Source organism: Streptomyces sp. NPDC039430 (genome assembly GCF_055639435.1).
This window is the reverse complement of record NZ_JBVKAK010000013.1, coordinates 46,699-58,410: the sequence shown is the minus strand read 5'-3', so window position 1 is coordinate 58,410 and position 11,712 is coordinate 46,699. Positions and strand designations below refer to the sequence as shown.

Genomic DNA, 11,712 nt, shown 5'->3' with positions numbered 1-11,712 from the left:
GGTCCGGTCCCTGAGGTTCCGGCCGGATGAGGCCCCTGCGGAGCGTCTCCGGCAGCCACCCGGCCACCGTAGGATGGAGCCCATGGCGAAGACCGGTACGACGACCCAGGGGCTGCGCACGGCGATCGAGCGCAGCGGCTACTACCCGGCTCTCGTGGCCGAGGCGGTGGAGTCCGCCGTCGGTGGCGAGCCGATCGCGTCGTACCTGGTGCACCAGGAGACGACCTTCGACGCCAACGAGGTGCGCAGGCATGTCACCGTCCTCGTGCTGACGGCCCACCGCTTCATCGTGAGCCACACCGACGAGCAGGCCGCCGACTCCAGCTCGCCGACCCCGTACGCCACCACCTCCACCGAGTCGGTCAAGCTCGACCGGATCTCATCGGTCGTGGTCAGCCGCGTCGTCGCCAACCCGGAGTCGTACACCCCCGGCACCCCGCCGCGTGAGGTCGTTCTCACCATCGGCTGGGGCGCCGTCTCGCGGATCGATCTGGAGCCCGCCGCCTGCGGCGACCCGAACTGCGAGGCGGACCACGGCTACACCGGCAGCTCCACCGCCGACGATCTGAGCCTGCGCGTCAGCGAGGCCGGTGACGGCCCCGACACCGTCCGCCAGACGCTCGCGTTCGCCCAGGCCCTCTCCGAAGCCACCGCCGCCGGCACGGCGCCCGGCCGCTGATGGCCGCCGAAGCCCTCTGGCAGGACCCCGTCCCGCTCGCCCTCGACACCGCGCCGCTGCCCGAGTACGGCAGCGGCTCGCTCGCCGACCTGCTGCCCACCCTCGCGGCCGGCCAGGGCGTACCGAACCTGACCGCGGCCATCCCTGAACTGACCCCCGCCGACCGGAACTGCGTCTTTCTGATCGATGGCCTCGGCTGGGAACAGATCACGGCACATCCGGACGAAGCCCCCTATCTGACCTCGCTGCTCGGCAGCTCACGCGGCAACACGGGACGCCCGCTCACCGCGGGTTTCCCCGCCACCACCGCGACCTCCCTCGCCTCCGTGGGTACGGGCCTGCCGCCCGCCGTCCACGGCCTGCCCGGCTACACGGTCCGCGACCCCGCGACCGGCGCGCTGATGAACCAGCTCCGCTGGAAGCCCTGGACCGCGCCGCACGTCTGGCAGCCGTACCCCACCGTCTTCCAGCTCGCCGACGCCGCGGGCGTCCACACCGCCCAGGTCTCGTCACCGACCTTCGCCCACACCCCGCTCACCGAGGTCGCGCTCAGCGGCGGGACCTTCCTCGGCCGGCTCTCCGGCGAGGAGCGGATGGATCTGGCCGCCGAGCAACTCGGCGCGGGGGACCGGTCGCTGGTCTACACGTACTACAGCGAGGTCGACGGCAAGGGCCATCGCTTCGGCGTCGACTCCGATGCCTGGCGCGGCCAGTTGATGTATGTCGACCGGCTCGTCCAGCGCCTCGCCGAGCAACTGCCGCCCCGGGCCGCGCTCTATGTGACCGCCGACCACGGCATGATCGACATCCCCTTCGACGAGGAGTCGCGCATCGACTTCGACGAGGACTGGGAGCTGCGCGCTGGGGTGGCGCTGCTCGGCGGTGAGGGCCGGGCCCGCCATGTCTACGCCGTACCGGGCGCCGGGGCCGATGTGCTCACCGTCTGGCGCGAGGTGCTCGGCGAGCGCTTCTGGGTGGCGAGCCGGGACGAGGCGATCGCGGCGGGCTGGTTCGGACCGCCCGGCGCGATGGACGAGCGGGTGTACGGCAGGATCGGCGATGTCGTCGCGGCGGCCCACGACGATGTGGTGATCACCGCCTCCGTACGGGAGCCGCACGAGTCGGCGATGGTCGGGATGCATGGTTCGATGACCCCCGTCGAGCAGCTCGTCCCGCTCCTCGAAGTACGCTCTTAGCGCCTGACGGACCGCGCGTCGCGGTTTCCGGGCTCTCCTCTCTGCTCACCGAAAGGCCGTCACCCCCTCATGCCAGAGCTGGTGTTCTTCTCCGGAACGATGGACTGCGGAAAGAGCACCCTCGCTCTTCAGATCGAGCACAACCGCTCCGCGCGCGGGCTCCAGGGCATGATCTTCACCCGTGACGACCGCGCGGGCGAGGGCAAGCTCTCCTCCCGCCTCGGCCTGGTGACCGACGCCGTCGAGGCCGCCGAGGGCTTCGACTTCTACGCCTATCTGGTGGACCGGCTCTCCAAGGGCGGCCGGTGCGACTACGTCATCGCCGACGAGGCCCAGTTCCTCGCACCCGACCAGGTCGACCAGCTCGCCCGGGTGGTGGACGATCTGGAACTGGACGTCTTCGCCTTCGGTATCACCACCGACTTCCGCTCCAAGCTCTTCCCCGGCTCCCAGCGGCTGGTGGAGCTGGCCGACCGGGTCGAGGTCCTCCAGGTCGAGGCGCTCTGCTGGTGCGGAGCGCGCGCCACGCACAACGCGCGGACGGTCGGCGGCGCCATGGTGGTCGAGGGCGCGCAGGTCGTGGTCGGGGATGTCCACCAGAACGGGAACCAGGTCGGGTACGAGGTGCTGTGCCGGCGCCATCACCGCCGCCGGATGACGGCGGCCACCGCGCGGGCGGCCACCCTCTCCCCGGACGTCCTCCCGGTCTGAGCCGCGTCTCCGAGCCGCGTCGGCCGGGACGGCGGCGCCCCGTACGCCGCCGGTCAGCGCGCGGCCGACCGTACGATCGTGAAGACCGCGCCCTCCGGGTCAGCGACCGTCGCGAGCCGCCCGTACCGCTCCTCGCGCGGTGGCGTGATCACATGACCGCCCAGTTCCGTCACCAGCCTCGCGGCGGCGTCCGTGTCGTCCACCTCGAAGTACGTCATCCAGTGCGAACCGAGATCGCGGTTGAGCGACCGGCCCACGCCGTGCAGTGAGGCGACGGGACGCCCTTCCAGACGCAGTGTCATGAAATCGAGGTCGGCGGAGACGACCTCCTCCACGTCATAGTCGAAGAGCGCCTCGTAGAACTTTCCGACCGAGGATGTCTCACGCGTGATCAGTTCGTTCCAGATCGGGGTGCCATGGGCGCCGGCCACGGCCGTGCCGATATGCGCCGCCGCCTGCCAGATCCCGAAGACCGCACCCGACGGGTCCGCGGCTATGGCCATCCGGCCGGCCTCGGCCGCGTCCAGCGGTCCCACCCCGACGGTGCCGCCGCAGCTCCTGATCGTCTCGGCCGTCAGATCGGCGTCGTCCGTCGCCAGATAGGTCATCCAGGAGATGGGCAGCTGCCGGTCCGGCGGCAGCTGGCCGATGCCCGCGATCGCCTTGCCGTCGAGCAGTCCGCGGACGTACGGTCCGAGCTGCTGCGGCCCCGGCTGGAACTCCCAGCCGAACAGCGCTCCGTAGAACTCCTCGGTCGCGGCAAGGCCGTGCACCATCAGACTCACCCAACAGGGTGTGCCGGGTGTGCGCCGGATCGCTGCCTCGGTCATCGTCACTCTCTCCTCGGACCTTCGTGGTGGCGGCCCGGGGACGAGCGTGAGCCGCCTTGCGGGACATGGCCGTACGGCCGTGGAGATGCTGTCACCCACCGCCATCCGGTGCCGGACGGCCGCGCCGCATTTGGCGGGATCTCGATTCGCTGTTTACCCCCCGTTTCTCCACCGTTACGAGCGGCCCGGATCGTGCGCGAGGATGGCCTCCATGACAGCCATCATCACCGCAGCAGAACTCGCCTGCGAGTCGGACGGACCGCGCCCGCCCGTCCTGCTCGACGCCCGCTGGCAGCTCGGCGGTCCGCCCGGACGCGCGCAGTACGAGACCGGTCATCTGCCGGGCGCCGTCTATATCGATCTCGATCAGGAACTGGCGGGACCGCCCGGCGCGGCCGGCCGGCACCCGCTGCCCGAGATGGCGGCCTTCGGCGCGGCGATGCGCCGGGCCGGAGTCTCGCAGGACAAGCCGGTCGTGGTGTACGACGGCGGACAGTCCTGGGCGGCGGCCCGCGCCTGGTGGCTGCTGCGCTGGGCGGGCCACCCGGACGTCCGGGTCCTGGACGGCGGACTCGCCGGCTGGACCGGCCCGGTGACCACCGAGATCCCCGTGCCGGCGGAAGGCGATTTCACCCCGGCGCCCGGCGCGCTCCCGCTGCTGGACGCGGACGCCGCGGCGGCCCTGGCCCGCGAGGGGCTTCTCCTGGACGCGCGGGCGGCCGAACGCTACCGAGGTGACGTCGAGCCGATCGACCGCGTCGGCGGCCATATCCCCGGCGCGCTGTCGGCGCCCACGTCGGAGAATGTGGCTGAAAACGGCGGGTTCCGCCCGGCTCAGGACCTCGTGACCCGCTTCGCGAAGCTGGGCGTCACCGGTGATTCGAAGGTCGGTGTCTACTGCGGCTCGGGGGTTTCGGCCGCACATGAGGTGCTGGCCCTGGAGATCGCTGGCATCCCGGCGGCGCTCTACGCCGGTTCCTGGTCCGAATGGTCAGCCGACACCTCGCGTCCGGTCGCCAAGGGCCCGGATCCCCAGTGAGCCGGACCCCCGGCACGCCATGAACGCCGGAAGGGCCGGTACTCACCCGCTGCGGTGAGTACCGGCCCCTCCTTCTGCGCAGGGCCTAGTCCTGTTTCTTGCGGCGCGTACCGAACACGATCTCGTCCCAGCTCGGTACCGCGGCCCGGCGGCCCGGACGTACGCCGTCCGCTTCCGCCTGGCGGTCCGTCGTACCCGTGAGCCGGTCCCGGTGGCCGGCCACCGAACGCGGCATCAGCACATCCGCGTACGCCGACCCCGCACCGGCGGAGGCGGCGGGCGCCACCGGCTCCTCGGCCTCCGGCTCCTCCTCCTGGTCCGCCGCGGGGCCCATGGGCTGCTCGGGCACCACCATGTCGCCGCGGAAGCTCGGCACCGCCTCCAGCAGGCTGGTCAGCGAGTCGCGCTCGCTCGTGTCGTCCGGCTCCGGCGCGACCGGCCGCTCCAACTGCCGGTCGAGGGAACGATCCAGCGGCCGGTCGCGCGGCAGCCGCGCGATCCGGGGCACGAACGGGAAGCTCGGCTCCTTCGTGGCGACCGTGTCGTCGGTGTCACCGATCAGCGCGCGCGCCTCGTCGTCCACGGCCTGCACGAGCCGCCGGGGCGGGTCGTACGTCCAGCTCGCGGAGTGCGGCTCGCCCGCGACCAGATAGACCAGCAGGACTTCCCACGTACCGTCGTCCCGGCGCCAGGAGTCCCACTGCACGGTCTCCTTGTCCGCGCCGCGCAGCGTCAGCCGCTCCTGCACGGCCTCACCGAGCTGGGGTCCGGTGTTCTCGCCGGGGCGGCGTACGGCGGTCTTCCTGGCCCGCTCCGCCATGAAGGCGCGCTCGGCGAGCACCGGACCCTCGAAGCGGCGGACCCGGTCCACCGGGATTCCGGCGTGCTGCGCGACCTCCTCGGCGGAGGCACCGGCTCGTATCCGCGCCTGGATGTCCCGTGGTCTGAGGTGGCTCTCCACCTCGATCTCGATCTGGCCCAGTCGGGCACGGTCGTTGCGCACAGCCGCGCGCAGCCGCTCGTCAATCGGAAGCGTGTATTCCGTGCTGTCGGCAGCTTTGAGCACCAGTCGTGTGCCGTCGTTGGAGACGGCCACGACACGCAGTTCGGGCATGGGGACCTCCCGGGTGGTGCCTGCCGACGTCACGTGCGTCGCTGCTTCCGCTAGTCGAGTGTGGCCTGCCCGGGTGCAGCCTGCCACAACCTTTCCGTGCTGCCCGGCGTGTCGGGCATGGGTCCTGGATCGCCGATGACACGGTTACCTGTTTGCGACGCGGAGTGACGAACCCGGTCACTCTCTGCAGCAGGTGCCCGTACGGTGCCACGGCTCCGCCGGATCGAGTGCCACGTTCGGCCCCCTTCCCGTAGGTCCCGGACGCCCATGAGGGAGTCCGGCCCCAGGGCTCGCCACAGTACTCCATTCGGGCCACGGGGGTGGACCGGCGCGCCGCCCAAGTTCTCCCAGGGTAGGGGAGTTGAGTCGTGGTGACGATCCCGAACGGGTGTCCTGCTTCACAGAATCCCCGAAATCGGAACTATCCGTTTCGCTCAGTTGTCCTTTCCTGGTGCAAGGTGGGGCAGATGGGCGATCAGGGACTGTAGATGCATCAGAGGTCGGGCAGCGGTATACGGCAGGGCGAGAGCGAGGTAACCGGAGAGCGGCGGGAGCGGCTCGAACTGAGCGTGCCGCAGGTCGCGGGCAGCGCTCTCGCGGCGGTCGCCGCCGCCGTGCTCGCCTCCCGGCTCGGCGTGTACGGGACGATCGTCGGCGCCGGTGTGGTGAGCGTGATCGCCACCTGCGGCGGCCCGGTCTTCCAGCATCTGTTCCGGCGGACCGGTGAGCAGATACGCGAGGTCACCGTCCAGGCGAAGCCGGGGGGCAGGCAGCTGCCGGTACGGGACGACGGCCCCGGTCATCCGCCGCTGCCGGACGGGGAGTTCGGGGCGGCCACCACCCATGGCACCCGGGTCCGGGGCTGGAAGCGCCCGCTCCGCGCGGCCGTTGTCGTCTTCGTGCTGGCGATGGTCGGCATCACCGGCTTCGAACTGGCCGCCGGGCGGGATCTGAGCGGAAGCGGGGGAACGACCGTCGGATACGTCGTACGCGGGGGTGGCGGCGATTCCGCCCCGTCGAAGGACCCCGCCAACTCCCCTGATCCCGCCGGGGATCCGAGCGGGACACCGGACGGGCGGCCGTCGGACGGCACCGGCGGTACGGACCCGGGCCGCTCGCCCGGCACCGGACCGAGCACGGATACGGACCCGGGCCGGGGCGGCGGCACGGATCCGTCGCCCACCCCGTCCGGCACACCCTCGGCCACCCCGTCCGGCTCCGGCGGCTCCGGCCCGGGACCGACGCCCTCCGGCAGTACCGGAACGAGTGACACCGGCACGAGAGACACCGGGGCGGGCGGTTCCGGGGCGGGCGGTTCCGGGACGGCGGGCCGGTAGCCGTACCGTCCCGTGGGCCGGGGGAGCGCCGGCGCGGGAGCGGGCATCGGCACTCAGTCCCCGAGGACCCGGCGCAGATAGTCGTTCCCGAACAGCCGGTCCGGATCGAGCCGGTCCCGCAGCGCGGTGAACTCTCCGAAGCGCGGATACACCCCGGACAGATAGGCCGCGTCCCTGGTGTGGATCTTCCCCCAGTGCGGCCGGCCGCCGTGCGCGGTCATGATCCGTTCCACGGCGGTGAAGTAGGAGCGGTACGGAGTGCCCCGGTACAGATGCACCGCGATGTACGCGCTCTCCCGGCCCGACGCGGTCGAGAGCGCGATGTCGTCCGCCGGAGCCGTCCGTATCTCCACCGGGAAACTCACCCGCAGTGGGGAACGCTCGATCATCGCCTTGACCTCGCGCAGCGCGCCGATCGCGGCCTCGCGCGGCAGCGCGTATTCCATCTCCACGAAGCGCACCCGGCGCGGGGAAGTGAAGACCTTGTAAGGGATGTCCGTGTACGTACGGGCGGAGAGGGCGCGACTGGAGATCCTGGCGAGGACGGGGATCGTCGCGGGAACGGCACGGCCGAGCGAACAGGCCGCCTGGAAGGCTCCGTTGGAGAGGAGTTCGTCGTCGATCCAGCCGCTGAGCCGGCCGGGCGGGGCCGCGATGCCCGCGCTGCGGTTGTTGCGTTTGGTGTTGCAGTTGCCGGTGTGCGGGAACCAGTAGAACTCGAAGTGCTCGTTCTCCGCGACATGCTGGTCGAACTCCGCCGTGACCCGGTCGAAGGCCATCGGTTCCTCACGGGCCGTCAGCAGGAAGACCGGCTCCACCGCCAGGGTGACCGCCGTGACCACGCCCAGCGCGCCGAGCCCGATCCGGGCGGCGGCGAACACCTCCGGGTTCTCCTCCGCCGAGCAGCGCAGCAGCGAGCCGTCGGCCGTGACGAGATCCAGGGCCCGGATCTGCGCGGCTATGGAGGCCGAGTCCCGGCCGGTGCCATGGGTACCGGTGGAGGTCGCGCCCGCGACGGTCTGCTCCATGATGTCGCCCATATTGGTGAGCGACAGTCCCTCCCTGGCCAGCGCCGTGTTGAGGCGCTTCAGCGGGGTGCCCGCCGCGACGGTGACGGTGCCCGCCGCCCGGTCGGTCTCCCGGATGCCGGTCAGCAGATCGGGGCGTATCAGCACCCCGTCGGTGGCGGCGGCCGCGGTGAAGGAGTGGCCCGTACCGACGGCCTTGACCCTGAGCCCGTCCTCCGCGGCCCGGCGTACGGTCTCGGTCAGCTCCTCGACGGAGGCCGGGGAGACCACGCGGGCGGGACGGGCCGTGACGGTCCCCGCCCAGTTACGCCACGTTCTTGTGGCCGTCGTACGGTTCCTGGTCATCCGCCCCGCGCCCTCCCCGACTCGGTACCGGCCCGCGCAGCCGGCGAAACCCCAGGAACGCCACCACGGCCGCGGCCGCGCCCGCCGCGACGGGCACCCCGTACCCCGCCTCGGCCCCGGCCGCGTCGACCACCCAGCCTGCGGCCGACGAGCCGAGCGCCACGCCGACCGCGAGCCCGGTACTGGTCCAGGTCATGCCCTCGGTCAGCTTGGTGCGCGGTACGTGCGCTTCGACGAGGGCCATCGTCGTCACCATCGTCGGCGCGACGGAGAGGCCCGCGACAAAGAGCGCCACGGCCAGGAACGGCAGGTTCCCGGCCAGTTGGAGGGGGATCATACTCAAGGCCATCACGCAGATGCCCACCAGCCACCTGCGCGCGGGCGGCCCGGTGAGATGCAGCAGCCCGAACACCACCCCGGCGAGACAGGATCCGAGCGCGTACACGGCCAGCACCAGACTCGCCGCCGCCTTGTGCCCCCGCTCCTCCGCGAAGGCGACCGTCACCACATCGACCGCGCCGAAGATCGCCCCGGTCGCGACGAAGGTCGCCACCAGGACGCGCAGCCCGGGGGAGCGGAGCGCCGAACCCCCGGTGTGCTGCTCGCGCGGCTGCGGTACGGGCTCGGTGGCGCGCTGCGCGGTCAGCCAGACGACACCGACGACCAGGAAGACGGCCGCCAGCAGCGGGCCCGCCTCCGGGAACCAGGCGGTCGAGAGCCCGATCGAGACGATCGGGCCGAAGATGAAGCACACCTCGTCGACGATCGACTCCCACGCGTACGCGGTGTGCAGCTCGCGCGGTGAGCCCCGGTAGATCGCGGCCCAGCGCGCCCGCACCATCGCGCCGAGGCTCGGCACACACCCCGCGCCCGCGGCGAAGACGAACAGGATCCAGTCGGGGGCGGACTGCTGGGCGCAGACGAGCAGCCCCGCCACGGACGTCACCGCCACCAGGGTCGCGGGGCGCAGGATCCGCCCCTGGCCGTGCCGGTCGACGAGCCGGGAGATCTGCGGACCGAACAGCGCGGCGGACATCGCCAGCGTCGCGGAGAGCGCCCCCGCCAGCCCGTAGCGCCCGGTGAGCTGGGAAATCATCGTCACGATGCCGATGCCCATCATGGCCAGCGGCATTCTGCCGATCAGACCGGCCGCACTGAATCCCCTGGTACCGGGAGCGGCGAATATCGCGTGGTAGGAACTGGGCAACGGACGCTCCGGTAAGGAATGAATCTGGCGATACAGCTTACGGTCGGGGATCCGCCGCGCGCGCCCCGTTTTCCGGCCGGGCGACCCCAGGGGCTCCGGGCGACTCGGGCGAGCCCGGATAACGCCGGGCGGGGGCGGCGCGGGGCGCGGTTGCCGGGCGAGGAGCGCCGGGTGGGAGGATCGGACACATGCCAGAACAGCTCGCGACTTCCCCCTACGACGCTCTTCTCCTGCTGTCCTTCGGCGGTCCCGAGGGGCCGGACGATGTGGTCCCGTTCCTGGAGAACGTGACCAGGGGCCGTGGCATCCCCAAGGAACGGCTGAAGGAAGTGGGCAAGCACTACTTCCTGTTCGGCGGGGTCAGCCCGATCAACGAACAGAACCGCGCCCTGCTGGGGGTCCTGCGCAAGGACTTCGCCGAGCACGGCGTGGACCTGCCGGTCTACTGGGGCAACCGCAACTGGGCGCCGTATCTGACCGACACCCTGCGCGAGATGGTCGCGGACGGCCGGCGCCGTATCGCGGTCCTCGCCACCAGCGCGTACGCCTCGTACTCGGGCTGCCGCCAGTACCGCGAGAACCTCGCGGACGCGCTCGCCACCCTGGCCGGGGAGGGGCTCGCGGTGCCCCGGGTGGACAAGCTGCGCCACTACTTCAACCACCCCGGCTTCGTGCGCCCCATGGTCGACGGCGTGCTCGCGTCGCTCGCGGACCTGCCCGAGGACGTACGCGCGGGCGCGCACCTCGCCTTCACCACCCACTCCATCCCCGACGCGGCCGCCGACACCTCGGGGCCCGTCGAGGCCCACGGCGAGGGCGGCGCCTATGTGGCCCAGCATCTCGACGTCGCCCGGCTGATCGCGGACGCGGTCCGTGCGGAGACCGGCGTCGAGCACCCCTGGCGGCTCGTCTACCAGTCGCGCAGCGGCGCCCCGCACATCCCGTGGCTTGAGCCGGACATCTGCGACCACCTGGAGACCCTGCACGGCGCCGGAGTCCCCGCCGTCGTGATGGCCCCCATCGGTTTCGTCTCCGACCATATGGAGGTCCTGTACGACCTCGACACCGAAGCCACCGCCAAGGCCGCCGAGCTGGGACTCCCCGTACGCCGCTCGGCGACGGTGGGGGCGGATCCGCGCTTCGCCGGAGCCGTCCGCGATCTCCTCCTGGAACGCGCCGCCACCGAGCGGGGGCGCGCGGTGGAACGCTGCTCCCTGGGCGCGCTCGGCCCGAGCCATGACCTCTGCCCGGTCGGCTGCTGCCCCGCCCGTGCCCCCAGGCCCGCCGCGGCGGGCGCCGACAGCCCGTACGCCTGAAGGAGCCCGCTGTGACCGACGCCCCGAACGAGGACGCCCCGTACCAAGGCACCGCGCACCCAGGCGCCGCGCACCAGGACACCGCGGCCGACGACGCCCTGAGCGGGGAACTGCTCGCCCTCGCCCTGGAGGCGGCGAACCGGGCCGGCGCGCTGCTGCGTGACGGCCGCCCCGACGATCTCGCCGTCGCCGCCACCAAGTCCAGTCCCATCGATGTCGTCACCGAGATGGACATCGCGGCCGAGAAACTGATCACCGGCTATCTCTCGGAACACCGCCCCGACGACGGCTTCCTCGGCGAGGAGGGCGCCAGCTCGGCGGGCAGCAGCGGGGTCCGCTGGGTCATCGACCCGCTGGACGGCACGGTCAACTACCTTTACGGGCTGCCCACCTGGGCCGTCTCCATCGCCGCCGAACGCGACGGCGAGACGCTGGCGGGAGTCGTCGCGATCCCGCTGCGCCGTGAGGTCTTCCGTGCTGTGCGCGGTGGCGGAGCCTTCCTCAATGACCGCCCGATCGGCTGCCGCCCGGCTCCGCCGTTGGAGCGTGCGCTCGTGTCGACGGGCTTCAACTACGTCACCGCCGTCCGCGCCCACCAGGCCGGGATCGCCCAGCGGCTGATCCCCCAGCTGCGCGATATCCGCCGCGGCGGCTCGGCGGCGTCCGACCTCTGCGATGTCGCGGCCGGGCGGCTCGACGGCTACTACGAGCGCGGACTGCACCCCTGGGACCTGGCGGCGGGCGATCTCATCGCACGCGAGGCGGGCGCGCTCACGGGCGGCCGTCCCGGCACCCGGCCCGGCTACGACCTGGCGGTGGCCGCCACCCCCGGCGTCTTCGAGCCCCTCCAGGCGCTGCTGGAGGAGTACGGCGCCTGGCACGACTAGAACGTCCGTGTGCCGGCCGGACG

11 protein-coding genes are annotated in these 11,712 nt (G+C 72.1%); 7 read left to right on the top strand and 4 right to left on the bottom strand.

The window, feature by feature from the left end:
- Positions 1-82 precede the first annotated feature (82 nt).
- The 3 genes from ACZ7LS_RS27910 to ACZ7LS_RS27900 all read left to right on the top strand — a co-directional run bounded on the left by ACZ7LS_RS27910 (position 83) and on the right by ACZ7LS_RS27900 (position 2,586).
- On the top strand, positions 83-679 hold the full coding sequence (locus tag ACZ7LS_RS27910; protein ID WP_382523529.1) for a DUF5998 family protein: 597 nt from the start codon (positions 83-85) through the stop codon (positions 677-679).
- Positions 679-1,875 carry an alkaline phosphatase family protein gene (locus tag ACZ7LS_RS27905; RefSeq protein ID WP_382523531.1) on the top strand — a complete coding sequence of 399 codons (1,197 nt, stop codon included), beginning with the start codon at positions 679-681 and terminating at the stop codon, positions 1,873-1,875. The genes ACZ7LS_RS27910 and ACZ7LS_RS27905 overlap by 1 nt, the downstream gene beginning before the upstream one ends.
- A 69-nt stretch (positions 1,876-1,944) precedes the next feature.
- Positions 1,945-2,586: a thymidine kinase gene (locus tag ACZ7LS_RS27900; RefSeq protein WP_382523534.1), complete on the top strand. Its 642-nt coding sequence runs from the start codon at positions 1,945-1,947 to the stop codon at positions 2,584-2,586.
- A gap of 53 nt (positions 2,587-2,639) precedes the next feature.
- Here ACZ7LS_RS27900 and ACZ7LS_RS27895 read toward each other — a convergent pair whose 3' ends face one another.
- Positions 2,640-3,416, bottom strand: coding sequence for a VOC family protein (locus tag ACZ7LS_RS27895; protein WP_382523537.1), 777 nt, complete (start codon positions 3,414-3,416; stop codon positions 2,640-2,642).
- Positions 3,417-3,627: 211 nt separating this feature from the next.
- Between ACZ7LS_RS27895 and ACZ7LS_RS27890 the strand changes: the two genes are divergently transcribed.
- On the top strand, positions 3,628-4,455 hold the full coding sequence (locus tag ACZ7LS_RS27890; RefSeq protein ID WP_385135802.1) for a sulfurtransferase: 828 nt from the start codon (positions 3,628-3,630) through the stop codon (positions 4,453-4,455).
- Between the two features lie 85 nt (positions 4,456-4,540).
- Here ACZ7LS_RS27890 and sepH read toward each other — a convergent pair whose 3' ends face one another.
- The gene (sepH, locus tag ACZ7LS_RS27885; protein ID WP_382970938.1) at positions 4,541-5,602 is read right to left on the bottom strand and encodes a septation protein SepH; all 1,062 of its coding nucleotides are present in this window, start codon (positions 5,600-5,602) and stop codon (positions 4,541-4,543) included.
- 455 nt (positions 5,603-6,057) lie between these two features.
- On the opposite strand from sepH, the gene ACZ7LS_RS27880 reads away from it, so the two are divergent.
- Positions 6,058-6,906: a hypothetical protein gene (locus tag ACZ7LS_RS27880; RefSeq protein ID WP_385135798.1), complete on the top strand. Its 849-nt coding sequence runs from the start codon at positions 6,058-6,060 to the stop codon at positions 6,904-6,906.
- A 53-nt stretch (positions 6,907-6,959) separates the two neighbouring features.
- Here the strand turns inward: ACZ7LS_RS27880 and ACZ7LS_RS27875 are convergent, their stop codons facing one another.
- Both ACZ7LS_RS27875 and ACZ7LS_RS27870 read right to left on the bottom strand, forming a co-directional pair.
- Positions 6,960-8,279, bottom strand: coding sequence for a D-arabinono-1,4-lactone oxidase (locus ACZ7LS_RS27875; protein WP_385135795.1), 1,320 nt, complete (start codon positions 8,277-8,279; stop codon positions 6,960-6,962).
- Positions 8,239-9,486, bottom strand: coding sequence for an MFS transporter (locus ACZ7LS_RS27870; RefSeq protein ID WP_382523551.1), 1,248 nt, complete (start codon positions 9,484-9,486; stop codon positions 8,239-8,241). Before ACZ7LS_RS27870 ends, ACZ7LS_RS27875 begins: the two co-directional genes overlap by 41 nt.
- Before the next feature lie 188 nt (positions 9,487-9,674).
- On the opposite strand from ACZ7LS_RS27870, the gene ACZ7LS_RS27865 reads away from it, so the two are divergent.
- Complete coding sequence (locus ACZ7LS_RS27865) at positions 9,675-10,802, top strand: ferrochelatase (protein ID WP_382523554.1); 1,128 nt, start codon at positions 9,675-9,677, stop codon at positions 10,800-10,802.
- A gap of 98 nt (positions 10,803-10,900) precedes the next feature.
- Positions 10,901-11,689, top strand: coding sequence for an inositol monophosphatase family protein (locus ACZ7LS_RS27860; protein WP_382523714.1), 789 nt, complete (start codon positions 10,901-10,903; stop codon positions 11,687-11,689).
- The last annotated feature ends 23 nt before the right edge of the window (positions 11,690-11,712 follow it).

Bases quoted from the DNA above. Each gene is read 5' to 3' on its own strand.
- ACZ7LS_RS27910 (WP_382523529.1), top strand. From the start codon at position 83: ATGGCGAAGACCGGTACGACGACCCAGGGGCTGCGCACGGCGATCGAG.
- ACZ7LS_RS27905 (WP_382523531.1), top strand. From the start codon at position 679: ATGGCCGCCGAAGCCCTCTGGCAGGACCCCGTCCCGCTCGCCCTCGAC.
- ACZ7LS_RS27900 (WP_382523534.1), top strand. From the start codon at position 1,945: ATGCCAGAGCTGGTGTTCTTCTCCGGAACGATGGACTGCGGAAAGAGC.
- ACZ7LS_RS27895 (WP_382523537.1), bottom strand. From the start codon at position 3,416: ATGACCGAGGCAGCGATCCGGCGCACACCCGGCACACCCTGTTGGGTG.
- ACZ7LS_RS27890 (WP_385135802.1), top strand. From the start codon at position 3,628: ATGACAGCCATCATCACCGCAGCAGAACTCGCCTGCGAGTCGGACGGA.
- ACZ7LS_RS27880 (WP_385135798.1), top strand. From the start codon at position 6,058: ATGCATCAGAGGTCGGGCAGCGGTATACGGCAGGGCGAGAGCGAGGTA.
- ACZ7LS_RS27875 (WP_385135795.1), bottom strand. From the start codon at position 8,279: ATGACCAGGAACCGTACGACGGCCACAAGAACGTGGCGTAACTGGGCG.
- ACZ7LS_RS27865 (WP_382523554.1), top strand. From the start codon at position 9,675: ATGCCAGAACAGCTCGCGACTTCCCCCTACGACGCTCTTCTCCTGCTG.